This window comes from Weissella thailandensis, assembly GCF_005405465.1.
In the GTDB taxonomy this organism is placed as follows: Bacteria; Bacillota; Bacilli; order Lactobacillales; family Lactobacillaceae; genus Weissella; species Weissella thailandensis.
The window spans coordinates 30,607-56,835 of sequence record NZ_BJEC01000014.1 but is presented as its reverse complement, the minus strand read 5'-3'; the positions used below and the strand labels follow the sequence as shown (position 1 = coordinate 56,835).

General features: G+C 39.8%; 29 protein-coding genes and 1 pseudogene. All 30 read right to left on the bottom strand.

Annotated features, from left to right (window positions below; all coding sequences use genetic code 11):
• Positions 1-243: IS3 family transposase (locus FFM62_RS07310; protein WP_137604535.1), on the bottom strand; the 243-nt coding region annotated here is incomplete at its 3' end.
• A 62-nt stretch (positions 244-305) separates the two neighbouring features.
• On the bottom strand, positions 306-791 hold the full coding sequence (locus FFM62_RS07305; protein WP_137604534.1) for a helix-turn-helix domain-containing protein: 486 nt from the start codon (positions 789-791) through the stop codon (positions 306-308).
• A 99-nt stretch (positions 792-890) separates the two neighbouring features.
• The gene (locus FFM62_RS07300; RefSeq protein ID WP_115470327.1) at positions 891-1,871 is read right to left on the bottom strand and encodes a ketopantoate reductase family protein; all 981 of its coding nucleotides are present in this window, start codon (positions 1,869-1,871) and stop codon (positions 891-893) included.
• A 267-nt stretch (positions 1,872-2,138) separates the two neighbouring features.
• Complete coding sequence (locus FFM62_RS07295) at positions 2,139-2,348, bottom strand: hypothetical protein (RefSeq protein ID WP_115470326.1); 210 nt, start codon at positions 2,346-2,348, stop codon at positions 2,139-2,141.
• The gene (locus FFM62_RS07290; RefSeq protein ID WP_115470325.1) at positions 2,345-3,916 is read right to left on the bottom strand and encodes a peptide chain release factor 3; all 1,572 of its coding nucleotides are present in this window, start codon (positions 3,914-3,916) and stop codon (positions 2,345-2,347) included. Before FFM62_RS07290 ends, FFM62_RS07295 begins: the two co-directional genes overlap by 4 nt.
• A 171-nt stretch (positions 3,917-4,087) precedes the next feature.
• Positions 4,088-4,642: a nucleoside tri-diphosphate phosphatase gene (ntdP, locus tag FFM62_RS07285; protein WP_075270118.1), complete on the bottom strand. Its 555-nt coding sequence runs from the start codon at positions 4,640-4,642 to the stop codon at positions 4,088-4,090.
• Between the two features lie 80 nt (positions 4,643-4,722).
• A complete protein-coding gene (locus tag FFM62_RS07280; protein WP_240005931.1) occupies positions 4,723-5,517 on the bottom strand; it encodes a RecX family transcriptional regulator in 795 nt (264 codons plus the stop codon).
• Positions 5,518-5,604: 87 nt separating this feature from the next.
• On the bottom strand, positions 5,605-6,279 hold the full coding sequence (phoU, locus tag FFM62_RS07275) for a phosphate signaling complex protein PhoU (protein ID WP_115470323.1): 675 nt from the start codon (positions 6,277-6,279) through the stop codon (positions 5,605-5,607).
• Between the two features lie 48 nt (positions 6,280-6,327).
• The gene (gene pstB / locus FFM62_RS07270; RefSeq protein WP_115470322.1) at positions 6,328-7,086 is read right to left on the bottom strand and encodes a phosphate ABC transporter ATP-binding protein PstB; all 759 of its coding nucleotides are present in this window, start codon (positions 7,084-7,086) and stop codon (positions 6,328-6,330) included.
• Positions 7,087-7,101: 15 nt separating this feature from the next.
• Positions 7,102-7,932 (bottom strand): phosphate ABC transporter ATP-binding protein PstB, encoded by an 831-nt coding sequence (pstB, locus tag FFM62_RS07265; protein ID WP_115470321.1) that lies wholly within the window; start codon positions 7,930-7,932, stop codon positions 7,102-7,104.
• Positions 7,933-7,950: 18 nt separating this feature from the next.
• On the bottom strand, positions 7,951-8,844 hold the full coding sequence (gene pstA / locus FFM62_RS07260) for a phosphate ABC transporter permease PstA (protein WP_075270123.1): 894 nt from the start codon (positions 8,842-8,844) through the stop codon (positions 7,951-7,953).
• A gap of 1 nt (position 8,845) precedes the next feature.
• A complete protein-coding gene (pstC, locus tag FFM62_RS07255; protein WP_115470320.1) occupies positions 8,846-9,763 on the bottom strand; it encodes a phosphate ABC transporter permease subunit PstC in 918 nt (305 codons plus the stop codon).
• A 12-nt stretch (positions 9,764-9,775) separates the two neighbouring features.
• Positions 9,776-10,648: a phosphate ABC transporter substrate-binding protein PstS family protein gene (locus FFM62_RS07250; protein ID WP_115470319.1), complete on the bottom strand. Its 873-nt coding sequence runs from the start codon at positions 10,646-10,648 to the stop codon at positions 9,776-9,778.
• 99 nt (positions 10,649-10,747) lie between these two features.
• Positions 10,748-11,905: a hypothetical protein gene (locus tag FFM62_RS07245; RefSeq protein WP_115470318.1), complete on the bottom strand. Its 1,158-nt coding sequence runs from the start codon at positions 11,903-11,905 to the stop codon at positions 10,748-10,750.
• A 112-nt stretch (positions 11,906-12,017) separates the two neighbouring features.
• The gene (locus FFM62_RS07240; protein ID WP_115470317.1) at positions 12,018-12,797 is read right to left on the bottom strand and encodes a TIGR01457 family HAD-type hydrolase; all 780 of its coding nucleotides are present in this window, start codon (positions 12,795-12,797) and stop codon (positions 12,018-12,020) included.
• A 1-nt stretch (position 12,798) separates the two neighbouring features.
• Positions 12,799-13,470 (bottom strand): YutD family protein, encoded by a 672-nt coding sequence (locus tag FFM62_RS07235; protein WP_115470316.1) that lies wholly within the window; start codon positions 13,468-13,470, stop codon positions 12,799-12,801.
• 17 nt (positions 13,471-13,487) lie between these two features.
• Complete coding sequence (locus tag FFM62_RS07230) at positions 13,488-14,864, bottom strand: bifunctional metallophosphatase/5'-nucleotidase (protein WP_115470315.1); 1,377 nt, start codon at positions 14,862-14,864, stop codon at positions 13,488-13,490.
• Positions 14,865-14,868: 4 nt separating this feature from the next.
• Positions 14,869-15,489 carry a metallophosphatase gene (locus FFM62_RS07225; RefSeq protein WP_115470314.1) on the bottom strand — a complete coding sequence of 207 codons (621 nt, stop codon included), beginning with the start codon at positions 15,487-15,489 and terminating at the stop codon, positions 14,869-14,871.
• Between the two features lie 15 nt (positions 15,490-15,504).
• The gene (locus tag FFM62_RS07220; RefSeq protein WP_115470313.1) at positions 15,505-15,957 is read right to left on the bottom strand and encodes a phosphoesterase; all 453 of its coding nucleotides are present in this window, start codon (positions 15,955-15,957) and stop codon (positions 15,505-15,507) included.
• A 1-nt stretch (position 15,958) separates the two neighbouring features.
• Complete coding sequence (locus tag FFM62_RS07215) at positions 15,959-17,056, bottom strand: M24 family metallopeptidase (protein WP_338117861.1); 1,098 nt, start codon at positions 17,054-17,056, stop codon at positions 15,959-15,961.
• A gap of 39 nt (positions 17,057-17,095) precedes the next feature.
• Positions 17,096-18,202 carry an o-succinylbenzoate synthase gene (gene menC / locus FFM62_RS07210; protein WP_240005933.1) on the bottom strand — a complete coding sequence of 369 codons (1,107 nt, stop codon included), beginning with the start codon at positions 18,200-18,202 and terminating at the stop codon, positions 17,096-17,098.
• Positions 18,203-18,232: 30 nt separating this feature from the next.
• The gene (menH, locus tag FFM62_RS07205; protein ID WP_115470311.1) at positions 18,233-19,036 is read right to left on the bottom strand and encodes a 2-succinyl-6-hydroxy-2,4-cyclohexadiene-1-carboxylate synthase; all 804 of its coding nucleotides are present in this window, start codon (positions 19,034-19,036) and stop codon (positions 18,233-18,235) included.
• Complete coding sequence (menD, locus tag FFM62_RS07200) at positions 19,033-20,712, bottom strand: 2-succinyl-5-enolpyruvyl-6-hydroxy-3-cyclohexene-1-carboxylic-acid synthase (protein ID WP_115470310.1); 1,680 nt, start codon at positions 20,710-20,712, stop codon at positions 19,033-19,035. Before menD ends, menH begins: the two co-directional genes overlap by 4 nt.
• Positions 20,702-21,883, bottom strand: a complete 1,182-nt coding sequence (locus FFM62_RS07195; RefSeq protein ID WP_240005930.1) for an isochorismate synthase — start codon at positions 21,881-21,883, stop codon at positions 20,702-20,704. The genes menD and FFM62_RS07195 overlap by 11 nt, the downstream gene beginning before the upstream one ends.
• Before the next feature lie 205 nt (positions 21,884-22,088).
• Positions 22,089-23,279: a DUF2075 domain-containing protein gene (locus FFM62_RS07190; RefSeq protein ID WP_115470308.1), complete on the bottom strand. Its 1,191-nt coding sequence runs from the start codon at positions 23,277-23,279 to the stop codon at positions 22,089-22,091.
• 119 nt (positions 23,280-23,398) lie between these two features.
• On the bottom strand, positions 23,399-23,752 hold the full coding sequence (locus tag FFM62_RS07185; protein ID WP_115470307.1) for a YisL family protein: 354 nt from the start codon (positions 23,750-23,752) through the stop codon (positions 23,399-23,401).
• A gap of 144 nt (positions 23,753-23,896) precedes the next feature.
• Positions 23,897-24,556, bottom strand: a complete 660-nt coding sequence (locus FFM62_RS07180; protein WP_115470306.1) for an ATP-binding cassette domain-containing protein — start codon at positions 24,554-24,556, stop codon at positions 23,897-23,899.
• Positions 24,557-24,578: 22 nt separating this feature from the next.
• The gene (locus tag FFM62_RS10315) at positions 24,579-25,247 is read right to left on the bottom strand and encodes an FtsX-like permease family protein (RefSeq protein WP_240005929.1); all 669 of its coding nucleotides are present in this window, start codon (positions 25,245-25,247) and stop codon (positions 24,579-24,581) included.
• Positions 25,248-25,433 (bottom strand): annotated as a pseudogene (locus tag FFM62_RS10490) (ABC transporter permease); the annotation flags it as partial.
• Between the two features lie 20 nt (positions 25,434-25,453).
• Positions 25,454-26,023, bottom strand: coding sequence for a hypothetical protein (locus FFM62_RS10310; RefSeq protein ID WP_240005928.1), 570 nt, complete (start codon positions 26,021-26,023; stop codon positions 25,454-25,456).
• Positions 26,024-26,229 lie beyond the last annotated feature (206 nt).

The window sequence follows — 26,229 nt, the reverse complement described above, 5'->3', positions numbered from 1 at the left end:
AACATATGAATTGTACTTACGAGTTATTCGGTTAAATGCAGTACAAAGAATACCGTTCATTTTCATGATTTTCAATACAACCTTATGGTTGGTATTAAACCCTTGGTTATGCAATTCCTGAGTGACACGACGGTAACCATAATCGGGATTTTCGTTACGAACTGCAGTAATGGCATTAATCAAATCACGAGGATATTCTTTATATGCTCGCTTGCAAGCATCATAGTAGCTACTACTAGACATTTCTGCTACTTGAAGAATTAATTTCAATTTACATTTCAATTCTTGCCTTAACACAGTAATTACTACCGCCTTGTCTTGGTTTGTAATTTCTTTTTCTCCTGTGCTAAGGCCTCGAGTTTTTCCAGATAGGCTACCTTAATACGCAGTAATTCATTCTCTTCTTCAAGTTTCTTAATTTTATTATCTTCTTGCTTAGTCATAATTTTCTTCCGCCTTTGCTTATTAGATTTCAGGCGCCCAGATTCCAGTGCTCTTTCCCATTGCCAAATGGTAGCTGGGGTACGAATATGAAATTTCTTAGCAGTTACCGGAAGCGAAGCTTTGTGCTCAAGTCGCCATTGAATTACCTTGATTTTAAAGGAATATTGATAATTTGTCTTACTTTGACTAGCGTTGTTTAATCCATAGACACCAAGTTCCTTGATATTAGTAACCCAGTTACGAATGGTGTCTGTTCCTTTAATACCAAACTTTTTCCGTATTTTATAAGGCGGAATACCTTGTAGGTACATCGTGACTGCTTCAATTTGTACTTCTTTTGAAAACATAGTAAAACCCCGTAAGTTTTGGAAATTACTCCAACTTACGGGGTTCAGTTCACCCAATCCTTTTACGTTTAATCTGTATTAATTTTGATGGTCCATAGACTACTGTGCCACATTCTCCTGAACTTGATGATATTTGCGCATCATTTCTGCCATGTGTACTTCATGAACAACAAATTCATGAGTGCGACAAACGTAGTCATGTTCACGTCCTATTTTTGCAATATAGCCATTAATATAATCTACCTCAGTTGGACGTCCTTTCGAGAAATCCTGATACATTGAAGGATAATGATATTTATATTCTTGACTAACCATGATTACTGAATCAACTTGTTCCTGCCGTGTTGCAATCAAATAGATACCAGCTCGCTCGCAGGCATCATAAGCCTCATCAAACAGTTGTTTAGACATTTCTCTAACACCATCATACTCAATAAATTGTCCCATCTGCATTTCAAACATGGTGCATAGTGTATTCGTCACCGCATTAAAGACAACCTTTGACATACACATGCCCAACCATTCATCCACGACAACTGGGTTTAATTTTGCCTGTTTCAAGTCAGCGACCACGGCCTGAAATGTTTCTTCGTCTGCTTGTTGATCATATTTGGCGATGTGCATAACTTCAGTTCCTTCAGCACCCATAAAGTCAACGTTAGCCGGACCATCCAAGCGAGTTGCAATCATTGCTGTCCCACAGTAAATATGGTCTTTAGGAAAATATTGGGCAATCTTTTCAAAATGCCCCAACCCATTCATCGCAGAAAAAACAAACTGATCATCATGAAAAATACCTGCCGCAGCATCACGTTTTAACTCTTCTGCCAGTTGCATCTGCTTTTTAAAGACAATCCAAACATCAGGATGACCTGTATATTCTTCGGGATAAAAAATATTAATGGGTTCAATATGGCGATTTTCGTGATCACGGGCGACAGAAACACCGCCTTGTTCACGAACTGCTTCAACATTAGGTTCCCAAGTGTCAATAAAATCAACGTCAACATCGGCGTTCTTTTGTAACATGATTCCAAACCTATACCCCATTGCGCCTGCACCGATAACTCCGTACTTCATATTGACCACCTCTTTTTCATTATTTTTAAACTTAACAACAAATCCACTCATACGAAACATGTTTTTAAATTTAAAGATTGAATGCAGTTTAATCTTTTTAACTAGTAAATGTCAATAATATATTAGAAAAAATAATTTAACAATCTAATTTAAAACAAATAAAGTTCATTATTTTTTAATGTTATAAATAACAAAAAACACCTGTGAGCATAAACGCATAAACGAACCAGATAGACGTTCGCTTATTGCTCACAAGTGTTTAAATTTTTAGCTAATTAACAAAGTTGCCACGCCAGCAACAATTAAATAAATTAAATACGCCCCAAACAACCAATGTAAGGCATTGAATAATTTTGGAAACCGCCTTAACGCCGAATGACCAGCAAAATAAACTGCTGTAGGCATTAATAATACCACGGCAAACACCAATGCGCCCATCAGCCAATTAGTTGGCATAACAGGTAACATTAATGTCATAGCTTGGCCTCCAATTCAACATCCGGATACTTATTTGTAAACCAGCGCTCCGCAAATTGATTCTCAAATAAGAAGACGGGATTTTCATAGCGATCACGAACAAGTAAGTTTCGTGATGATGCCATTTTTGGATCTAACTGCTCTGGGTTTATCCAACGAGCAATCTTTGGACCCATCGTTTCTAATGAGACCTCAGTATTGTATTCATTTTCCATACGGAATTGGAAAACTTCGAACTGCAAGGCACCAACGGCACCGATAATGTAGTCTCCCGAATCCCAAGCAGTATACATTTGAATCGTTCCTTCTTGAACCAATTGCGTCACACCTTTATGGAATGATTTTTGCTTCAAGACATTTTTAGCATGCACACGCATAAATAGTTCAGGTGTAAATGTTGGTAGCTCTTCGAAAGCGACTTCATGCTTACCAGCATAAATCGTGTCACCAATTTGGAAATTCCCCGTATCATAAATACCAATAATATCACCCGGATAGGCTGTTTCAACATTCTCACGTGTATCAGCCATAAACTGCGTCACATTAGCGAGCCGAATTTTCTTCTTGGTCCGTTGCAACGTGACATCCATACCACGCTCAAATTTCCCTGAAGCAATCCGCAAAAAGGCAATGCGATCACGATGATTTGGATTCATATTTGCTTGAATTTTGAAAACAAAACCTGTAAATTGCTCATTTTCAGGTGCAATTGCTTCACCAGTAGTGGTGTTTTTCGCTCCTGGTGCTGGCGCAAATTGCATATAAGTTTGCAAAAATGTCTCGATACCAAATCCGCGTAGTGCTGAACCAAAGAAAACTGGTGTTAGCTTACCATTCATAACAGCTGCTTCATCAAATTGATTACCCGCATCTTGGAGCATCTCAATTTCATCACGTGTATCATCCCATAATGAATTCTCTTGAATAGCATTTGGCTTAGCGAGATCAACACCCTCATCATTAAGTGGTAAAAAGCGTTCTGATTCACTAGCTGGTCGATAGACTTCCACATTGTTATGGTAACGATCAAATAATCCAGCCAAAATTTGACCCGAACCAATTGGCCAATTCATTGGATAGGCGTTGATACCTAGCGTAGTTTCTAATTCATCTACTAAATCCAATGGCTCACGACCATCGCGGTCAAGCTTATTGAAGAAAGTAAAAATAGGAATGTGCCGCTTGCTAACAATCTCAAACAATTTCTTAGTTTGTGGCTCAATTCCCTTTGCTGAATCGACTACCATGATAACTGAATCAACAGCCATCAATGTACGGTAAGTATCCTCAGAAAAATCCTCGTGCCCTGGGGTGTCCAAAATATTAATTCGTTTACCGTCAAAATCAAATTGTAAAACAGATGATGTAACAGAAATACCACGCTTTTGCTCAATTTCCATCCAGTCAGATTTCGCAAAGTTTCCTTTACGACCCTTAACCGTACCAGCCTCACGGACAACTCCTCCAAGCTTTAGTAACTGCTCTGTAATTGTCGTCTTACCAGCATCCGGATGAGAAATAATAGCAAATGTACGCCGGGTTTGCGTTGCTTCTTTTAATGATGCCATAATTAATCGCCTTTTTATTATTTTATATTATTTTTAAAATTCTTAACAATTTAGTATAACGAATATTATCATTCGTTTCAATAGATCATAATCCTGTGCTGCTATTGTAAATAGCAACAAAAAAGACTGGCACCATCCCATGGCCCAGTCTTTTTATTTATATTATGACAACTATTGTTGACTATTTCGACGTTTAATTTCTAAATAACGTCGGTACCACAAGTCAATATAGGCATCGGAAAACGGCCCTTGCTGATTGTTGATCCAATCGACTAAGATTTTGACATGCTCACGCACAATATAATCAACATCTGCTGGATAACGCCAACGTGCTTTATGTAATTCATATTCGTCTGTATCTAACAAACGTTTCTCACCATTTGGAAAAACTTTCACATCCAAATCATAATCGACATACTTCAACGCTTCTTTATCCAACACAAATGGTGATGCCAGGTTACAATAGTACGACACACCATTCTCTCGTATCATAGCAACAATGTTAAACCAATACTTTCGATGAAAATAAACGATTGCCGGTTCCCGTGTCACCCATCGGCGACCGTCATCTTCGGTCACTAATGTATGATCATTTAAGCCAATAATTGCATTCTCACTGGTTTTCAACACCATTGTGTCACGCCAAGTCCGATGTAAACTCCCATCATGCTTGTAGCTCTTAATAGTTACGAAGTCGCCTTCACGTGGTAATCGACTATCTTTCATTATCTTGAGCTTTCTGTGAATTTCACCAAATTTTTTTCTATTTCATTGTATCACGCGAGCCGTTAAAAAACACTGTCGACTTAGTCTCTTTGCTTTAGCCATTGATCAACTAAATTCAAATTGTAGCCTTTACGATACATTGCTGCTTTAACTTTCGTTTTAAATTCCCAGCCAGTAAAAGATGCATAACGATCAGCTGCAATTGTCGCATCTCGATCTAGATTTTCCCACTCTTGATCAGTATCAAATGCTTCGTTTTCCCGGTACTCACTAATTGCTTGCTGAATAAGATGTTGATTAAAACCTTGTTGTAACAATTTTTGCTGTGTTTTCTGTTCCGCTAAAAATTTTGAGTGACGAGCGTTTTTCTCTAATAAAGCCCCCACGCGTTCCGTCAATGCATCTATTTGATCATCAATTGTGTAAGCCACTAAAGCATCTTCAATGACAAATTGATCAATACCTGCTTGTTGTAATTTAAATTTAACGCCTCGTGGTCCCAACTTACCGGCTGTCTTAGCTTGATCAACATACGTTTCAGCATATGTCTCATCGTCAAGGACATGATCATTTTGCAAACGCTGTACCACATCTTTAATTGTTGCCCAGTCATAACCTTGGTCTTTCAGTTTACGAGATACTTGCTGGCTTGTCCGCATTTGACCAGTTGCATAAAGCAACGCCTTCGTATAAGCTTTTTGACTAAATTCGGCTGTCTTAATTTCATCAATAGCCGTTTCATCTAGGGTCGTACCTTTAAATAAGTTATACGAAATCAATATTTTTTCATCAACTGCAAAGGCATACTCATCATCTAAGTAGACATTATAACGTCCCTTGCGCCGTTGACGTGTCACCTTCGTTACTGTTTGCATCGTATCCTCCATTCATGTTCATTTTAACTGAAATAGTAAAAACAGTGAACCAAGATTTAGATCCACTGTTTCTTACTTTATAAGTCATTAAATAAATGAAGATGTCCCAGGATTTAGCTCAACGATTTTTCCTGTTCGCTTATAGATAATCCATTCGGCAATGTCAGTTACGTAATCTGATGTACGCTTTAAATAGCCGGCAACAACTAGGTAATCCGTTGCCGCAGTCACTTGTTCTGGGTCAGCTTTACTAGCTTCAATAGCCAGCTCACGGATGTGTCTAGTCGTCTCTGAAACCCCCGAAGCAACTTCGGAAATACTTTCAGCAGCAACGGCGTCATCGTTAACATAATAATCCAAAACTTGTGAAACCATCTTGGCAACAACTGTTCCCGTATTACCGATAGTTTCTTCAATTTCTGCGACACGCTTGTTACCCTTAACGTGAATCGTTGATATGGCAATATTTCGCGCATTATCCCCAATACGCTCCAAAACAGATACTGCTTTTAGTACCGTCATAATTTCACGTAAGTCAGTTGTCACGGGTTGATACAAAGCAATCATTTCAAAGCTTTTCTTCTCAATAGCAATTTCACGTTGGTTAATTGCCTTGTCACGATCAATGATTTCTTGTGCGACAACGCGATCATGATCTAAAAACGCTTGAACAGCTTCATCCAAAGTCTCAGATACAAGCAACCCCATTTCTTTAAAGGACGTATCCAAGTCTGCTAATTCATCATCAAAATACTGGCGCATATCAATATTTCCTTTCTATGTTTCCCTTATCATACCCTAAAAATCAATTTATCCAAAACGCCCAGATATATAATCTTGTGTTTCCTGCCGATCCGGATCTAAGAAAACCTTCTTCGTATGATTAAATTCAACTAAATGACCATCCATAAAGAAAGCCGTATTATCAGATATGCGTGATGCCTGCGCCATTGAATGGGTCACAATAATCATTGTTAACTGATTACGCAGTTGCATCATAGTATTTTCAACTTTACTTGCTGAAACTGGGTCTAGTGCCGCTGTTGGCTCATCCAACAATAAAATTTCCGGACTCGTTGCCAATGCACGGGCGATTGAAACTCGTTGCTGCTGACCACCTGATAATGATAAAGCCGACTTATGTAAATTATCTTTGACTTCATCCCAAATAGCCGCTTGTTTCAAAGACTTTTCAACAATTTCATCCAGTTCAGCTTTACTTTTCTTCTCAGCAGTGCGAACGCCAAATGCAACATTATCGTAGATTGAAAACGGAAATGGGTTAGGCTGTTGAAAGACCATGCCAATTTTTTGGCGTAAGGCAACTGTATCAGTATTGGGCGCATAAATGTCATGACCATTGAACATGAAAGTACCATTGACAGTCACAGAATCCGATAAATCATGCATGCGATTTAAAGCGCGTAAATAGGTCGACTTTCCTGAACCAGATGGACCAATCAAAGCTGTTATGTCATTTTTATTAAAGTCAAGATTTATCCCATGCAAGGCTTCTTTTTTACCGTAATAAAGATGCACATTCTCAGTTGTTAAAATTTTTTGTGTCATCTGTTAGCTCCCCTTTTAACCAAAGTTACCGTTCACATAATCAATTGTCATTTGGACCTTTGGCCGTGTAAATATTTTTCTGGTCAAGTCATATTCAAGTACTTGACCTGTGTGAAAGAATGCTGTGTAATCCGAAACACGACTCGCTTGTTGCATATTGTGCGTCACAATAATAATTGTAAATCGCTTCTTCAATTCCATCAGCGTGTCTTCTATTTTAGCAGATGAAATTGGGTCTAATGCAGAAGCAGGCTCATCCAGCAATAAAATATCTGGCTGCATAGCAATTGCACGTGCAATCACTAGCCGCTGTTGCTGACCACCTGATAGCGATAAGGCTGATTTTTTCAAGTCATCTTTAACCTCATCCCACAGGGCAGCTTGTTTTAAGGATGTCTCCACAATCTCTGCCAGTTTTGCTTTATCGTGTACACCATGTTGCTTTAGGGCAAAAGTGATGTTGTCACTGATTGACTTAGCAAATGGATTAGGACGCTGAAAGACCATCCCAATATGTTTACGCATTTCATAAACATCGATATCTTGCGAATTAATGTCCAAACCACGATACATAATGTTTCCCTTAACAGTCGCAACATCATCATTCATCCGATTCAATGAACGCAAAAATGTTGATTTCCCTGATCCAGATGCACCAATCAATGAAGTGATTTTAAATCTTTCAAAAGATAAATCAGCACCCTGTAAAGCTAAGTGGTCGCCATAATAAACTTCTAAATTTTTGGTAGACAAAGCAATTTCATGCTTATTTTCGTCCATATGATAAATATGACGATCGGGTTGTTCATTTGTTAAATTTAAAGAACCTTGTGTTCCTGCTGCCATAAATGACCGTCCTCTTTTCTATTTTGTCGCTGTTAGACGTTTATACAAAACGTTACTCAAGAACCGTGCCAGGAAATTAAATAACAACACGGCAATAATCAAGACTGCAGAAGCACCGGCTGAAACAGCTGCTGCATCTGGCATAATACCTTCTGAATTGACTTTCCAAATATGCACAGCCAAAGTTTCAGCTGGTCGCATAATATTTAGTGGGCTCGCCGTATTAAATGGATTCCAATCACCGAAATCTAAAGCCGGTGCAGATTGTCCAGCGGTATAGATCAATGCGGCGGCTTCACCAAAGACACGTCCGGCCGACAAAACAACTCCGGTTACAATCGATGGTACAGCGGCAGGTAAGATAATATGCCCAACTGTCTCCCACCGTGACAGGCCTAATGCCGCACCAGCTTCTCTTTGTAAATCAGGAATACTACGGAGAGACTCTTCAACTGATCGTGTTAATAGCGGTAAGTTAAAGAATGTTAACGCAATGGCTCCTGATAAAATCGAGAAACCTAACTTGAATTGCACAACAAACAATAAGAAACCGAACAGTCCCACAACAACGGAAGGTAACGACGACAAAATTTCGATAGCTGTTCTAATGAGTTGAATCAAGCGGCTTTTTTGATTAGCATACTCGTGCAAGTAAACACCTGCTCCCAAAGCAATTGGGAAAGAAATCAGCATCGTAATAATCAGTAAGTAGAACGAGTTGAACAATTGCACACCGATACCACCACCAGCAGTAAAGGCAGATGATGGTGACGTTAAGAAGTGCCATGATAAATGGGGAACACCTTGAACAAGAATATAACCAACTAATGCCGCCAAAATCAATATAACCAAGCCAGCAATTGTATATAAGATGATGCTTGCTAATTTATCACTTTGTTTTGGATTTAACATCTTACATTGCTCCCTTCTTCGCGATTGCTCTCATAATGATATTAAAGACTAATGACATCAAAAGGAGAATCAAAGCCAAACTCCATAGGGCATTATTCTCTAACGAGCCCATCACCGTGTTTCCAATTCCTTGCGTCAGGATAGAGGTCAATGTTGATGAAGGTGACGTTAGTCCCTTTGGCATCAAAGGCGCATTTCCAATGACCATTTGAACAGCTAAAGCTTCACCAAACGCACGCGCCATACCGAATACCACCGCCGTTAAAATTCCCGGTGTTGCTGAACGCAAAATAACTTTATAAATCATTTGCCATCTCGTTGCACCCAATGCCAATGCGGATTCACGATAGTGGCGTGGCACAGATTTCAAAGTATCGACGGTCATTGATGTCACCGTGGGCAGAATCATAATAAATAGCACCATGGCCCCCGCTATGATACCAAAACCAGAACCACCAAAAATATGACGCATAACTGGCACGATTACTGATAGTCCAATAAAACCATAAACCACTGATGGAATACCAACCAATAGTTCAGTAACCGGACCTAAAATTTTGGCACCGTGCTTAGGTGATATTTCTGTCATAAACACCGCCGTACCAATCGCAAATGGGGTTGCAACTAATGCTGCAATCAATGTTACCAAAAATGACCCAGTGATCATCGGCAAAGCACCAGTTAAGGGTTGTCCCTGCGCATTTGTTTGGCCAGGAGCCCACTTTTTACCAGACAAGAAATCCCAAAGATTGACCTTGTTGGTGAAAAATGTCGCCAAGCCTTTTGAAGCGACAAACAAAAAGATTGAGATAACAACGACAACGATCAATAACAGTGCTGAAAAAGTAATCACACGACCAAATCGATCTTTCTTAGTTGCCTTTGATTTCTTTAATAATGATTCACGAATTGAATCCATGGCCTAAACTCCTTAATCTACTGTACTTAACTTACCATTCTCATCACGAGATACCTTCATATCATGCACTGAGATATATCCTAATTTTGGTACCAGCGTTTTTTGAATATGTTCTGAATCAATATAAGCTAGGAATTGTTTAACTTCTCCGGTTGGTTGACCATTGGTATAAATATGCTCATAAGACCAAATTGGCCACTTACCTGAAATAACATTCTCATTAGTTGCGGTAACACCATCAATTTTTGGTGCAACCACTGAATCATTCAGATAACCAAATGAAGCATATGATATCGCACCAGGAGTTGAACTGACCATTGACTGGACTGTTCCCGAAGATTCTTGTTCTTGAGAGTCAGCTGATTTAGCGCCGTCAAGGCCCCATTTTTCAAACGTAGCCCGTGTTCCTGAGCCAGTCACACGATTAATAAGAATAATTGGCAAATCAGCACCCCCAACTTGGCGCCAATTTGTCACCTTTTTTGTAAAAATTGCAATCAATTGCTGTTTTGTTAAATGATCAACCTTAGCTTCTTTATTGATCATTGGTGAAATACCAACGACACTAACCTTATGATCAACCAATTTTTTATCATTGATGGCGTCCTTTTCACCAGCGAACATATCTGAATTGCCCAAGTCGACTGCACCTGACTGAATTTGTGCTAAGCCGGTACCTGTACCACCACCTTGCACGTTAACGTAAACGCCCTTATTTTCACCAGCAAAGTCCTCTCCTGCTGCCTCTACTAGTGGCTGTAATGCTGTGGATCCCACTGCTGTGATATTCACGCCATTATCTTTTTGTCGCGTTGCGTAGCCAAACGTTAATAGGCAGACTGCAACAATCACGATTGCAGCACTTATCAACCAATTGCGTTTCATTAGTGAACGCCTCCTAAATTTATTTTGCTATGACCATACATTTATTATCCCTAATCTTTGTAAATGTGATACCTATTTTTTGTAAATTTTTCCTTTACATTAACTATTTTGCCAAATAACTGTCCAACATTGTCGTGGACACAGTATTTGACGTTGCTGACTGACAACGTTTAAGGGCTTACTTGGCTGTACCGCCATTTGCCATTCAGTTAGTCTGACTTTGAATTTTTGCTGATCCAAATGGATTGTTAACTCACGCTTCCCCAGTAGCGGCAATTGCGGCCAATCGACAATCACTAATTGCCCGTCAATCATATGGCCACCAATTAATTGTCGCCAAAATCCAGTCAACACTGGTTGCCAATCACATTGCCAAGCCAGACAAGAAAAATCTCCCGTAACATCTAATGGTGGTTCCCATAATAGGTCTTGGATTTCTTGAATTGATTTTCTAAGATAGATTTCATACATTAAGTGTTGATATAATCGCGCCCAACGATAGTCCTTTTCCCACGTAATCGCAAATAATTGCCAGTAACGCTGCCATAATCCCCGTTGCTGTCCAAGTTTTCCCTTAAATAAATGTGTTTCTAGTACTAGTCTATCATGTGACACATAAAATGTTTGTTGGCCAATTTGTCGTAATTGACCATTACTCGTCCAAGCTACTTGATCGCCTTGATTTGAAAGCGCCAGTGCCATAGGCGTTGCGTGATTAGTGGTCATTGTAATTCGTTGCCCTAACCATTGTTGTGTCCCAATTGAACGTAACTTTAAAACAGTTAACTGACAATGATTGGTTAAGACATATGTCGTCAGTTGACAGCCATATAGATATTCCTCACTTATACTCCAAATGGATTGCTCATTAACTGTCATATCTTGTTGATTGACAGAAATTTTCACCAGAGGTATTGGTATCCTGGCGTCCATTTTGTCATTGAGACCGTAACAGCGTCGTTCGCACCATTGCGCACTCTCATTGATTTCTAACCACTGTGTTGCCTGTTTTATAGCAACCTGCCAAGACTTTGCCCAGTGATAAGCCCAAAGTTGTGTTAAGATGGTCCATTTTGTTTGATTATTTTCGGCAAGTCCCTCATCAATAATTTGTATATAACCATTTGCATCAAGTGACTCACAAGCTAAAGTTAATTTGTCATATACCTTTTGGTAATTGACGTCTGTCCAATGCCCCAAAAAATGATTGTTATTATAAATTACCGTTGCCCTGAAACAAAATACTATTTTTTTCATCAATGTACCCTCAGCACAATTTACTATGACATTGATTATATAAAAATAGTTTATAAAATAAAACGCCAGCTCTAGCTAATTTTTTATTAACCAGACTGACGATACGTCGATGTTATTTTTCAATGGTCCAATCATCTAATGAGTCAACCCAATGTGTCGGTTGCTTGGCTTGCTGCAACACATCAGCTTTTTTCGAGACACCCGAATAAACTAATAATGTATCGATGTCCGCACTTAACCCGGCTTTGATATCTGTATTATAGTTATCTCCAACCATAATCGCTTCATCACGTTTAAGTTGTAGTTTTTCTAGGGCACCGTCCATAATAATATGCTCTGGCTTACCGATGACGACTGGGGCTGGTCTCACTGCAGTTGCCAAGAAGGCAACCACCGAACCGGCACCAGGTACCATCCCCCGCTCTGTTGGCAAATTAGTATCTGGATTCGTTGCAACAAACATTGCCCCTTGTTGAATCGCTAAGGTACCTTGGAGAATTTTTTCATAAGTAACTGATCTGTCTAAACCAATGGCCACTGCATCTGCCGGTGCTTCAGTCACTAATTCAAATCCCTTGTCTAACAAAGCCTGTTCAAGGCCTTCCTCACCAATCATTAGTACTCGATGAATATGGTCAAACTTTGCTAAATAATCAGCCAACGCCATGCCAGAAGTATAAACTTGCTCAGGCGTCGTTGGAATCTGATGATTATTAGTTAAATTTTCAGCGACAGCTTCCGGTGTTTTCGTTGAATTATTAGTGACAAACAGATATTTTGTATCATTAGCTGCTAGCCGACTGATAAAACGACGACCACTAGGAATTTTCTTGGTCCCTTGATAGATCGTACCATCTAAATCAATTAAATAACCATCATACTGTGTTGCCATGTTATTCTTTTCCCTTTGTCTTATTTTTTGACCGCTCTCTTACTTGGAAATGACGACGTTTCTTTGAATCAGAAGACGCCACAGAATTTGAACGATTAGCCACATGCTTTTCAGGATGATTTCCTGAGTTAACTTTTTCCTTCGTGGCTGGCGTATTTTTATGTTTCTTATTGTCGCGATGCTGATTACTATGGTTATGTTGCTTGTTACCATGTTTAGCTTTTGCACCACCGTTATTCCCATTGCGATGTTGGCGACGACGGCGCTTAGGTTTGGCGTTTTCCTTGTCCGCCGGGTCAACAACTTCGTGCGGATTCAAATTTTCTAATACAAAGTAGGGTGCTCCAAAATTTGCTTCTTCATACAAAAAATCCTGTAATGATGAAATTTGTTGACTCCGGGCAATGCCCTTGGTCCCATCCTTGTAAAATCCCTGTAACCGCAATTGATCTGCTGCAATATCGCCCACAATAAAATCATACTTTTCTAGGAAATCACTAAAACGAGCTGCCATCTTTTGTTGATCATAAGCGTCTCGATAGTTTTTTAATAATCGATATGGCCGCTCATTGATAAAGATATCTTCTGGCGTATCTCCCGTTGTAATTGCTGTACTAGCCTGACGTTCAATAAATTGCGCATCAGCTAGCTCTTTCATGCGTTCTCGATTCATAGTTTTTCTTTCTATAATTATGGTGCAAATTCCTTATGTAGGTAGTTTGCAAAGTCTTCTCTTAATACAGTATCGTACGATAACGTATTTTGGCCCATAATTTCCAAGGTTGGGAAATATGGAATAAACAAATAGTGGTCCAAACCGCCAATTGTATAATAGGTATCCATTTCAAGTGGTTTGTCATGAATCAAGACATCGCCATTGTCATCAACAGTTAGACCTGACCAAACAACTCGACCCCACAAATTACCACGGAATCCCATGCCCTTTAAGCGATGGTTCTCCAAAAAGCGTTGGTTTTTCAACACTTCATGCACCAAACGCCATAATTCACGTCCTTGTAAAATCGTCCGCATTGGATGAACGGCATGCGGTAGTAAAGCATGCAAATCATTAGCTGTCACCACACCAGCGGGTAAGTCATGTAAAAACATTCCCGTTGATAACATGGCAATGTCAGTTTTTGTACAGTCCATTAATGCCGCCAAGCCCAAGTCAATCAACTGATGATCAATTCCTAACTCCATATGATAATCAGCTGGCAAAGTAGCAACCACTCGTTTGGTCAATTGCTCTTCACCACTCGCCTGATAACCATTAATTTCTACTTCATCTCCATAAACAGGTGGTAAATCATCCGTCACGATTGTACGAGCTTGCATATTAATCAACTTGCCATCAGCAAATTCGAGATCAATGCGACCAATATGATCACCATAACGACCCGCTGCTGCAAGTAATGAGTTAGCATGCTTCTCACCATGCTCTAGTAAGTGATGAGTATGGGCACCAATAATCACCTGTATCTCACTATATCTTTCAGAAATATAACGATCCACCGGTAGTCCCAAATGGGATAGCAAGATATTAAAATCTGTTTTACCAGCTAGTTCCGGTAATATTTTAGCTAGCGCAGCATCAACTTGTTCTGGTGTCCAGCCTAATAAGGGATAGGTTAATTCAAATGGTGCCGTAAAACCTAAAACACCAATACGAGTACCTTCATGAGTTGTAATAATGTGATATGGGATTGCCCAACTAGGCAATTCATCGGTCTGCCGATCACGTAAATTGCCTAAAATGACCGGAAACTTAGCCTCATCATATAAATGATTGAGTTGATCATGATTTAGCCCTAACCCCTCATTATTACCAATGGTAACGGCATCGTAACCAATTTCATTCATTAAGCTAACATTCGCTTGGCCAAAGGTTGCTTCAGTTAATGGATGTTGTCGATCCATAAAATCACCAATATCAAAAGTTAAGACACTGCGTCCATCTCGAATTAATTGACGTTTACGAGTCAACAAATGACGGCGAATTTTTGGCCATCGTTCCAAATGTGAATGCAAGTCATTGGTATGGAGAATTGAAATTTTGTCCGACATTCTTTTACCTCCGTTTTGCAAAATCATCTTTTTTACGCTGCATCATCATTTCAATCTCTTCTAAAGATAAGGGGCTGCCCCAAACTGGCTTTTCGCTGATTGTTAAGTAATCTAAATCAGCACTATCAACGCCAACATTAATATTCTCGGGGACGGCGACCATTGTATGGTGAATGTGTCCATGTAAATTGATACTATTTTGCGTTTGCCCTAGAATCAACGGGTAATGTGTCAAAAAGAATTGATGATGATTGGCTTTCACGATACGGCCAACATCTTCAAAATCAAACTTTGCACGGCCATCTGCTAAAACAGGATTATGTGCCGTTAAGTACTTAAACAATGATCGTGAATCATGATTGCCTTTAATGAACACAATATGCCCCTGCAGTTGATTTAAAATGTCCGCCACCAGTTCATGAGCATGTTTCTCCGGACGGACATGATTCATCATGGCGATATCACCAAGATGATAGACCGTATCATTTTCATCAACCCGTTGATTCCAAACTTTAATCAATCCAGCATGTTCGTCTGCTAAATTGTCATATGGACGTGGTAAAAAATGTTGGCTTAATAATAATTTCTCATGATAGAAATGGGTATCTGCCGTAAAAAAGTCCATCATCAACCTCTTTTCTTAACGCAACTTACCACCAGCGTAACTATTTAACCACTGGACCAACTGAGAAAAATTCTCCGGATAATCATTATAACCAATTATTTGGTGGGGCTTTTCATTATCAGACCACTTCATCGTTAAGCCCCATTCTTTAACTGGTCCTGGGACTTGTTGCTGATATTCTGACTGCCAATCAGCCGTAATCATTGTCAGTTGACGCTCAATATTTGGCCACTGAAAAGTAATGTTCTGCCAAACTGATGAAAACTGACGCAAATCCTTATCAGTTAAAATTTTCAAATGATTCTCTTGTGAAAAATCAAAACTATCTGCTGTAATATCCATGATGGATGCACCAAGACTCGCTGGTGCATTCACATAAAATGCGTGACTTGCAACCTTCTTAGCATAGATGTAATCAAAACCTGTTGCTAAATTACCTTGATAAAAAGTTAAGTATTCTAATGCCATATTATTTATCAATCACAATCAAATCGGTTGTGATGCCCTCAGTCAAGTTTTCATAACCATCTGATGTTACGATAACATCATCTTCTATTCTAACGCCACCTTTGCCACTAAGATAAATGCCTGGCTCAATCGTTAAAATCATGCCCGCTTTAACTTGGTCTTCTACTGGTGCATGTCCAGAAAGAATTGGTCCTTCATGAATATCTAGTCCAACACCATGACCTGTCGAATGTGTGTATTGCTCACCATAACCAGCTTCGGTAATAATTTGACGAGCCACATCATCCAAGTGACTGACTGAAACCCCGTCCTTAGTAACGGCAATGGTTGCTTTTTGTGCACGTAACACAACGTCATAAATCTTCTGTGATTCATCATCTAATTCACCAAAAGCAATCGTACGAGTAATATCAGACGTATAGCCATCAACATAATAACCAAAATCAATTGTCACTAACTCGCCCTCAGCAATTGGCTTATCTGAATAAGTACCATGTGGTAAAGCACCACGATATCCTGACGCAACAATTGTATCGAATGATGGTTTATCAGCACCGTGTTGTTTCATTTTATAATCTAATAAGTTAGCAACTTCACGCTCAGTCATACCAACGTGTAATTCTGATAATAAGTCATTAAAGCCAGCCACCGCAACATCAGCAGCATGGCGCAACTTGTCTAATTCGCTGTCATCTTTAATTTCGCGTAGAGCTTCAATTAAATCAGGTACTGGCGCAATGTCAGTCCCAACGAAATTTTCATCAATATAATCAAAATCCCGGAAAGCCAGGGTATCTTCAAATCCCAGTTTTTCAATTTTAAAACGACGTGCCGCAGCCATGGCGACACCCCAGTAATTGCGGGTCACTAGTAGTTCAACACCTGCTGGTAATTGATCACGATAGGCATCTTCATACCGCGAATCTGTAATCAAAGCCGCCTTTTCCGGGCCAACCAGGACAAGTCCATCCCCAGTACCACCAGTAAAGCCCGTCAAATATTGCATATTAGTACCATCAGCCACTAACACCCCATCAATTTTTAAGGGTGTAAATACTTGTCGTACATTTTCAATTCTCGTTGTCATAGTAGCCCTCATTTCTATATTACTTCTATTATATCAAATTGTAACACTTGCTTATTGGTAAACAATTGGTTCATGTACTAGATATTTGGCCACCGTTGGCCAATCAATTGACACACCGATACCATTTTCGGCAGGCAAAGGTAAGGTACCTTGTTGCACATATGGTAAATTTTTCCCAATATCAGCTTCAAAATAATGATCAAATTGGGCACTGTCAGCCGGTACTTGATTTGCGCCTGGTAAGCTAGCTAACGCTAAATCCACTGCTCGTCCCAAACCACTGCCTAACATACCACCTATCCATGGATTCAATTGGGCCTGGGTTGCTGACATAATGGCTTGGCGCGCTGATGCAATGCCGCCCAACTTGCCTTGCTTAATGGTTAACGCCCGCGTCGTTCGATTTGCAATGGCATAGTCCACATCGGCTAAACTATTTAATGATTCATCCAAACTTAACTGTAACTGCGTCAATTGCTGTTGTGCAAACTTATGTTCAGTCCAGGCGTTGGATTGAAACGGCTGCTCAATCAAGGCTAAACCAGCCTGATCTAATGCCTTTAACCGCTCAATATCAGTTGTTGCCCATGAGGCATTGGCGTCCAATGAAAACATTTGCTGCGGAAATTCTGCCACTAATTGTCTAATAGCCGTGATATCCGTCTGTTGATTAATTTTAATTTTTATCCGTTGATAACCTTGCTGATTCAGCCTGTTGACTAAATGGGACGTTTGTTGCCAATTGGTCTGCATCCCGACAACCGAACTGACAGCAATTTGTTGTTGCTGCCCGCCCAGCATCGTCCATAGTGGTTGTTGTACCTGTTTACCATAGGCATCCCAAACCGCCATTTCAATAGCAGCCTTGGCAAATGATTGATCCGCCTGATTCGCTAGCCATGTCGCAACCGCAAACGGTGTCTCAAAATGACGGGTTAGCAAATCCTTGCTCAAACGTCGCACCACTGATAAAGACTGAGCATGTGTTTCAGGCGCATATTGATCATCCGCAAATGATTGAATTTCACCATAACCCGTGATGCCATTCATTAAGGTAATCGCAACTAACGTCAGCGGCCGCTTTAATGTCGTCCCATGAGCCGTTTTAAATGGCGATTTCATCATCAATGCGAGCGGATAAATCTTGATTTCTTTCACCTGCAAACCAAACACCTCCCAAGATGCAAATTAATTATTAATACCGTTCAAAATAGCAGTCACTTGACTGGGTTGTTCGAAATGAACATTGTGTCCTGCGTGAGGTACTTGCTGCCATTGGACGTTAGGTAATCGCTCCTGCATATTTTTATTGATACGAGTAAATTTATAATCACCCGTCCCAGTAATTAAAGTAACCGGTAGTTTCACATACGCTAATTCTGACCATAGATTAGGCATCGCTCCCGTACCAAAAAAGCGTAGTGAATTGGCAACATTTTGTGCATTTTGATTAATACGTTGCTCATGCATAAATGATTGTTGCTGCATAGACATATTTTGTTGGCTTTTAAAGAGTGGTAACTGCTCCCATTCATGAATAAATGTTGGCATACCTACCTGCACCACATGTTCTGCCTTATGCGTATCTGCAATAATACGTTGTTGCCGCATTGATTGTGTTGGCAATCCGGCCGTACCGCTCTCTAAGACCAAATGATTGATTCGCTCAGGCATCATTATACCCATAGCGAGCGCTAATCTAGCACCCATTGAATACCCCACTAAATTCACTTGGTCAATGGCCAGTTTATCTAATAATTGGTAGATATCGGACACTTGTTGTCGAACCATGAAACGTTTGGGCTGCTTCACTGTCTGTGATTTAGCTCCAAAGCCGAATAAGTTCAAATAAATGCGCGTACCAGTGGGGGTAATGCCTTGATAGTCTGCCAAACTCCCCATAAAGCCATGTAAAAATAGCCAGGTAGGTCGGCCAGTGCCTTTAATTTCTAATTCGTACTCGTAACCATTGATGGAGACCTTCTTTTTCATGATAAAGCCTCGTTAATCGCCGTGGTCAAATCACGATGAGCGGTAACATTCTTTTGACGGTTGCTCTGAATTTCAATGATACGCAAGCGAGTAGCTGGCTTGCGTATTAACTCTGATAAGGATGCAAGATCGTCGACTAATTTATATTCGGCATCATACAAGCGGGCTATTCGTTCAATCACAATTGGTAATGGCGTCCCAAACATCGGTTCAAAGTAGGCTGCTGCCTCAGACTGTGGCAAAAATGAAAAAATGCCACCACCCTGATTATTAACAACGACGATCGTCATGGGCACATGTGCCTGATGACTTAACATTAACCCATTCATATCATGGAATAATGTCAAATCACCCGTTAATAAAGTCGTTGGCTGTCCGGACATTGCCATCCCAAATGCAGAAGAGACTGTGCCATCGATTCCGTTGGCACCACGATTAGCAGCAATCTGAAACCGTTGCTTAGGGACAAAATAATTATCCATATCTCTGATTGGCATTGAATTTGCAATGAATAACTTGGCATTTTCTGGTAATTCCGCTAATGCCGTTGGCACTTGATATTCCACTGCGTTAGATGCCTCTGCTGTCACAACTGACATTAATTTATCAGTCAAATCTTGCCACTTTTTCAAGAAATTCGCATTTTTAACGCCCGGTTCAGCTAATAAGTCAGATATGACGGTATCTGGGTCCGCAACCACCGTCGTATGCGTATGACGGCCATGGTCATGACCTGCATGTTCCTGACCAATTTGAATAACTGGAATTTCTTTCTCACGTAACCACGTAATGACTTTTGCTGAAACCGGTGTACCACCAAAGCGGAGGACAACATCCGGTATTAGTGAATCATCAATGACATCAGCCGCTATTAGACTATCAATACCATTAACGGCATACTGACTGGGACGGAAATTACTCAAAATATCAGCCAAAACAGGCAGTTGATAGTGAGCTGCTAATTGTTCTATTTTTTCAGTCTGCCAACCAATTTCATCTGGTCCTAATAACATCATAGCCTTTGGCTTTCGTAACAATGCCGCAATGGCTTGAATATCTTGCCACCCTGCTTGACGTTGGCCAACTAAAATTCTTTGTGGTGTTACATCCGGCCATGCTTCACCCAACTTAGGCATCAGTGGCTTTCGCAAAGGTAAGTTGATTTGGATGGGTCCCATTGGCTGTGTTAATGCACGACCAACTAATTCCTGTACGTGATAGTCAATATATGCCGTCACATCTGCATGATCATCTTGCATTTCAATAGCAGTATAGGCCTTTGCATGATTACCATATAAATGTTCTTGATGCACCGTTTGGGGGGCGCCGATTTGTTGTAATTCGGTTGGTCGATCAGTTGTCAACGCAATCAATGGAATGTGTGAAATACTAGCTTCCATAAAGGCTGGTAAATAATTACCAGTCGCCGTTCCTGAAGTAGCCAGTAAGACAACGGGTTGATGCGCAGTTTTAGCAATACCTAGCGCAAAAAAAGCTGCCGAACGTTCATCGACATCAACTGTCACGCGCACGTCATCACGAACTTGTTGCATTTCTGCTAGTAATAATGCCACCGGGGTTGTTCTTGAACCCGGTGAAACCACAAAGTCGTGCACACCTTGTAAAACAAGGGACGTTAGTAAATGTTTAATGTTGCGTGTTAAGCTATCCGTCATTTTCTGTTTGCTCCTTCAATAAGTTCATCATTGGTAATAATTTTAATGCCGTTTCTTGGTACTCCATTTGCGCATCCGAATCAGCTAAAATACCTGCGCCAGCAAATAAAGTTGCCAGGTTTTCACGGTACCACATCGATCTAATACCAACAATAAATTCGCCATCGCCATCAGGATCAATCATCCCAACTGGCCCACTGAATAGACCTCTTGGTTGTTTTTCAATCTGGGCAATTTCTGCAAGTGCCCAATCACGTGGCTTACCACCTAATGCAGGTGTCGGATGTAGTGCTGCTGCAATCTGTAACAGGTTTGAATCAGGTGCTAATTGGCCAGTAATTGGCGTATACAAGTGTTGTACCTGCGGATTTTTCATAATTTGTGGTTCATCTGGTACCGTCAATGCTTGCACTTGCGCCGCTTGCAGGCGCTCCTTAATCGTGGCAACGACCGTTTCATGTTCAATTCGATTCTTTGTATCATGCCATAATGTATCAGCTAGTGCTTGATCACTCGCCACATCGGTACCACGCTTAATCGTACCCGCAACAGCCGCTGTTGCTAGTTGACCATTAGTTATTTTAACTAATCGTTCTGGTGTTGCAGATACAAATAACTCGTCACAATGTTTTAAAACAAATTGATAACTCGTTGATTGTGAATTTTGTAACTTTTTAAGCAATTGCTTTTCATCTAATGGATCTGATAAAGCAACTTGACGCTGACGTCCCAACACAACTTTTGCATGTTGTTTATTTTGCTTCATATCATCAATCGCTTCTTGGATGCGTACTGGCCAATCAATTTCGTCCGTAATTTGCTTAATAGTGGTATTAAAACTGGTTTGGTGGCGCACCAAATCAATTGGTTGACCGCTGCTTTTATGATTAACAACATCATAGACAATTGCTGGTTGCATGAAATAACCATTCATCAATTCTGAATCAGCATTTTGCTGGTCATCAAAGGCAAAACCACCAAATACTGGTTTTGGTTCATCCTTTTTAAGGGTTGTTAGCCACTCTTGTACCTGATCAAAAGAAGCACCAATTAATTCAGCCTGCTTTCCAAAACCATAATACTTCGTCTGCCCATCAGGTGTTGCAAAATAAACCGCATCACTAGCTAATGCAAAAGTATTTTGTAGCTCTTCTTCCGTCAAAAATCCCACTATGATACCTCACTTATTTTTAATAATTGTTTCACTATTGCAACGATTGCTTTGATATAATCTCGCAATTTGTTACCCATTGAGCAAAGTTTAGCGTATACTAAATTCATACGGGATAACAGTAGCGTAATACCCCTAACTGTTCTCCTGTATCCAAAGCATGGAGTGGTTGGGACAAATAAATGTCCTAACCACTTTTTGCGCTTCATAACCGCTCAAGACGTTGCCGTAGGTCGTCATCTGCTGCCGTTAAATATAACCCCCTGGTGCCACGCGTTAATACAACGTTCAACACATGAAACATAACTGATTGTTTCATCTGCTGCATGGATTTTTCATCAGTAATATGAGGAGTTTTCTTATATATTTCACGATGAGTCACTTTATCTGTATCAATATATAATTGATCATTCGCCTCATCGTATCTAAAAGGTGGTCCTAAAATTACCCCTGCATAATTCAAATCAAATCCTTGAATCGTATAAATTGATCCAACCTCATAAATAGACTCTGGTCGTTCTGCCCAAGGCGTCGTTTGAACATCATATTCATCCCAAGGTAAGTCAAAATCGTCGAGGTAAACATTGTGTTCGTTTGCTGTTCGTTTAATAAACCCCGTTGTTGCTAACATACGTGACAAGCCAAACGACTCGTTTTTCTCCTTGATCAATTCATACATATCAGCTGCTCGCGAGAAAATTCTTAAATCATAGTCGCCCAAATCCTTTGGTAAGGCTGATAGATGTCCAGCTGCCAGTGATTTTATCCAAGCTTGCACACTGGCTGGTGCTTGCATGCGATACTGCATCGTTAAATTAAATGTTTGATGCGGATACGGCGCTAGGCACTTTTCTAATAATGAACGATTCCAAAACATTTTTGATTGCATGACTTGTTGGAAATCAAACACAACAATCACCACTTTTGCCAGTTTAATTAATTCGCTCAACTGGTTATCCTGTGTAAATCGAATATAGGGTTCCGGCTTAGAAAGTAGTAAATGACCTTCATCAACAACGATGACATCATAACGTTGGTTATTTTTATGTGCCTGATTGATTAAAGACGTTGGCCGAATATAGTCGCCCTTTTTTAAACTAGGAATGGTTGTCGATAACTCTTGGTAAACCTTCAGTAGCTCTGGATGATTCACTGTAAACTTATTTTTTAATCCATAATATGGGCTGGCCGGATTTTTAGCCCCCGTCTGTAATTTTTCAAATAATTTTGTTAAGATGACACTTTTCCCAGTCCCAGCAGCTCCTTCAATGACGGCGATACTAGACTCGGATTGTTGCAATTGCCGTTGGACAAAACCTTCTATCTTAGTTAATTGCTGTCTTTGATTTTCTGTCAAATCGGTTACATTAAATTTTTCTACTGCAGAATTTTTCATAATTCTAGTATACAATATGCGAACAAAGATTCACGGACCATTTCACTGATTATGCAATCCAAAGCAACTAAAAAAAGCTGAAACATTGTATCGTTTCAACCTTTTATCAAATTAAATATTTAAAAAGGGAAACCACTTGCTAAGTAAATACCAAATAGTCCCAACAATAAAATTAGAATTATAACGCCTATCACAAAGTTTCTGTTTAACCGTTGTTGCTTTTTCTTAGCAAAACTCATTTCGATAATGCCCATCAATAAGATAGCAAAAATGATTTTAACAATTGTTAATACCGGACTTGATTGATAAGCATATTGAAACAGCCCAATCCCTGTTATGATTGCCACGATGTAAGAAAGACGGGCAATCATCATACTAATGACACTAACCTTCTGATTTGTGCTAAAAACTGCGATTGCCACAACGATAATTAAGACGATCCATGTCACAAAATGAACCCACATATTTACCATAACTATTCCCTCCTGAAGAAATACTCTCTTTATCGTACACCTATTATTAGAGAATGGCTCCCCTTTAAATAAATTATCAATAAATAACAAAGAGGTTGAAACAGGCAAAAACGTTTCAACCTTTTTTTGCTAAAGATGTATTCTTTACAAGACTGTAAATTGACGATTTTTCAATTCTATTTGAACATCTGCTTCTTTGGCAATCTCGCGATCATGCGTAATTAAAATGACCATTTTACCGTAATCATGGGCTAGCTCTTTAAACAAGTTAACAATGACTCCTGAATTCTCATGGTCTAAGTTTCCTGTCGCTTCATCAGCCGCAACAATCGGTGCATCAACAAGTAACGCTCGCACGATAGCAATACGTTGCTGTTCACCACCAGAAAGTTTCTGAACATTTTTAAAGGCTTGCGCTTGGCTTATACCAACTCGAGCTAACTGCTCTAAAATATACTGACGATCACCTTTATGTGACGAACGCGTTATTGCCAAAGCAGTTTCAATATTTTGATAGGCTGTCATTGACGTTAATAAATTATACGATTGAAAAATCGTTGCCACATAACGTTGCCGGTATTTGGTTAAGCCAATTTTGTTAATTGATACCCCATCAATAGCTATTTCACCTGTGCGTGGGACATCTAAACCAGCTAAAAATGATAAAATCGTTGTCTTTCCTGAGCCAGACTCACCAATGATCGCATAAAACTTATTAGATCCAAATGTTAAATTGACATCACTGTAGAGCTTGCTGGACTCATCAGTATACCAATGCGCCAAATTTTTAGTGGTTAATATCATTTCATCTTCCTTCGCTCTCTAGTTAATCAGCTTGTAATATTTTCTTCGGTTTCAATCGTAAAATGGTTATGCCTGCGCCACTAACTGATAACAAAGCAATCAAGATTGCGATGCCACCTAACTCAGCGACTGCCATTGGCGTTAAGACAGTATTAATAGTCGTTGGTTTTGTCGTTGATTGGTCCATTGCACCATCAGTTATTTTACCAGTAGCGGGTGCGCTATTACCTTGGTGATCCGATTTATTCATATTCCCACCGGGGGCACCTTGTTTCATCACAAACTGTTGTGAACTTTGCTGTTGTGAAACTAGGCGATCTGAAATTGGTCCAGAAGCTGCTGTTCCGGCAGCTGTCGCAATCCCTAACGCCACAACCAAAACAATTAACAATTCAGTAAACAACTGGGCAACTACTTTAACCTTAGTCTCCCCCAACGCAACCAAAATACCAATTTCATGTCGACGTTCACGCGTCATTAAAAGAATAATCAAACCAAGGATCAACGCACCAGCAATCGCAACTACCCAAATAATCTTTGAAGCAAAGTTTGCAACGTCTTTCATTTGCTTTGCTGCCGTCTTGTATGTCGCCGCATCACTTGTTAGCGTCATGTTTGAATCATTCAAAATCTGTTTAGCTGCTTTAATGAAGGCTTTTGTCTTTGATGAATCGGCCATCGTGTAGATCACATTTGAAACCTTTCCTTCAGTACCAGCCAATTCATTCGACAAAGTAAATGAGGCATAAATCGTATTTGAAGGATCTTGGTGTGAAAAACCATTCGTAGTAGTTTTCGCGTTGTAAATACCGACAACCTTTACTGATGTTTTCTTTGATGCATCTGAAGTATTTGCAAACTTAATGCGATCACCTATCTTTAAATTATTAGCACTGGCTAATTCTGACTCGATGACAACATTATTTTTATTTTCATCGCTTGCCTTGATCCCCGTCCACTTATCATCTTAGCCGTACCATCCGAAAAATTTGCTGAACCAGCTGTTGTACTAACACCATTAATTTGGATGCTCCCATTACTCGATGAGTTACCAAAGGGACCGCCCATACCAGTTTGACTTGATGCAGACGAAGTCGAAACTGCATTGAAACCACTGGCGTTAACAGAAGCACTGGTTGATATATTGTATGATGCAACATTTGAGAGTGCAGCAATCTTTTTAACTTTTGCAATTGTTGTTGTCGGCTGAGTGAAAGTTGGCTGCTCATCAGCCGAAGATGATGACATTTTTTTCTGCATCTTTTGCATCATCTTTTCTCGATTTTGTGACAAGGTAACAGTTGAACCAATTGAATTAGTAGCTGTCTTTGCCGACATTAATGCGGCATTTTGAATAATTAATCCTGCCATCACAAACATCAAAACAACACTAGCAGTAATTACCAGCAAAACGGTCCGACCTTTGCGGGCCCACAGGGTAATCCCTGCTCGTTTAATAAAATTCATGTTTCCGACTCCACTTCCGAATAATTTATGAGGTTTGAATAATTTTATTCTATGTGGACGAACTTTCATAAATGTTAAACTAGGCTCAACTGAAACTTAAGTTATGTGTGTTGTTATTTAATACTAAAAATAACAACAAAAAAGAACCCGACTAACCGAAATTAGTCAGGTTCTTTTTCATTATAAGGTATTTTTATTCACCAAAT

Excerpts from the sequence above, each read along its gene's own strand:
- FFM62_RS07305 (WP_137604534.1), bottom strand. The coding sequence starts at position 791 with ATGTTTTCAAAAGAAGTACAAATTGAAGCAGTCACGATGTACCTACAA.
- FFM62_RS07300 (WP_115470327.1), bottom strand. The coding sequence starts at position 1,871 with ATGAAGTACGGAGTTATCGGTGCAGGCGCAATGGGGTATAGGTTTGGA.
- FFM62_RS07295 (WP_115470326.1), bottom strand. The coding sequence starts at position 2,348 with ATGACATTAATGTTACCTGTTATGCCAACTAATTGGCTGATGGGCGCA.
- FFM62_RS07290 (WP_115470325.1), bottom strand. The coding sequence starts at position 3,916 with ATGGCATCATTAAAAGAAGCAACGCAAACCCGGCGTACATTTGCTATT.
- ntdP (WP_075270118.1), bottom strand. The coding sequence starts at position 4,642 with ATGAAAGATAGTCGATTACCACGTGAAGGCGACTTCGTAACTATTAAG.
- FFM62_RS07280 (WP_240005931.1), bottom strand. The coding sequence starts at position 5,517 with ATGCAAACAGTAACGAAGGTGACACGTCAACGGCGCAAGGGACGTTAT.
- phoU (WP_115470323.1), bottom strand. The coding sequence starts at position 6,279 with ATGCGCCAGTATTTTGATGATGAATTAGCAGACTTGGATACGTCCTTT.
- pstB (WP_115470322.1), bottom strand. The coding sequence starts at position 7,086 with ATGACACAAAAAATTTTAACAACTGAGAATGTGCATCTTTATTACGGT.
- pstB (WP_115470321.1), bottom strand. The coding sequence starts at position 7,932 with ATGGCAGCAGGAACACAAGGTTCTTTAAATTTAACAAATGAACAACCC.
- pstA (WP_075270123.1), bottom strand. The coding sequence starts at position 8,844 with ATGTTAAATCCAAAACAAAGTGATAAATTAGCAAGCATCATCTTATAT.
- pstC (WP_115470320.1), bottom strand. The coding sequence starts at position 9,763 with ATGGATTCAATTCGTGAATCATTATTAAAGAAATCAAAGGCAACTAAG.
- FFM62_RS07250 (WP_115470319.1), bottom strand. The coding sequence starts at position 10,648 with ATGAAACGCAATTGGTTGATAAGTGCTGCAATCGTGATTGTTGCAGTC.
- FFM62_RS07245 (WP_115470318.1), bottom strand. The coding sequence starts at position 11,905 with ATGAAAAAAATAGTATTTTGTTTCAGGGCAACGGTAATTTATAATAAC.
- FFM62_RS07240 (WP_115470317.1), bottom strand. The coding sequence starts at position 12,797 with ATGGCAACACAGTATGATGGTTATTTAATTGATTTAGATGGTACGATC.
- FFM62_RS07235 (WP_115470316.1), bottom strand. The coding sequence starts at position 13,470 with ATGAATCGAGAACGCATGAAAGAGCTAGCTGATGCGCAATTTATTGAA.
- FFM62_RS07230 (WP_115470315.1), bottom strand. The coding sequence starts at position 14,864 with ATGTCGGACAAAATTTCAATTCTCCATACCAATGACTTGCATTCACAT.
- FFM62_RS07225 (WP_115470314.1), bottom strand. The coding sequence starts at position 15,489 with ATGGACTTTTTTACGGCAGATACCCATTTCTATCATGAGAAATTATTA.
- FFM62_RS07220 (WP_115470313.1), bottom strand. The coding sequence starts at position 15,957 with ATGGCATTAGAATACTTAACTTTTTATCAAGGTAATTTAGCAACAGGT.
- FFM62_RS07215 (WP_338117861.1), bottom strand. The coding sequence starts at position 17,056 with ATGAGGGCTACTATGACAACGAGAATTGAAAATGTACGACAAGTATTT.
- menH (WP_115470311.1), bottom strand. The coding sequence starts at position 19,036 with ATGAAAAAGAAGGTCTCCATCAATGGTTACGAGTACGAATTAGAAATT.
- menD (WP_115470310.1), bottom strand. The coding sequence starts at position 20,712 with ATGACGGATAGCTTAACACGCAACATTAAACATTTACTAACGTCCCTT.
- FFM62_RS07190 (WP_115470308.1), bottom strand. The coding sequence starts at position 23,279 with ATGAAAAATTCTGCAGTAGAAAAATTTAATGTAACCGATTTGACAGAA.
- FFM62_RS07185 (WP_115470307.1), bottom strand. The coding sequence starts at position 23,752 with ATGGTAAATATGTGGGTTCATTTTGTGACATGGATCGTCTTAATTATC.
- FFM62_RS07180 (WP_115470306.1), bottom strand. The coding sequence starts at position 24,556 with ATGATATTAACCACTAAAAATTTGGCGCATTGGTATACTGATGAGTCC.
- FFM62_RS10310 (WP_240005928.1), bottom strand. The coding sequence starts at position 26,023 with ATGAATTTTATTAAACGAGCAGGGATTACCCTGTGGGCCCGCAAAGGT.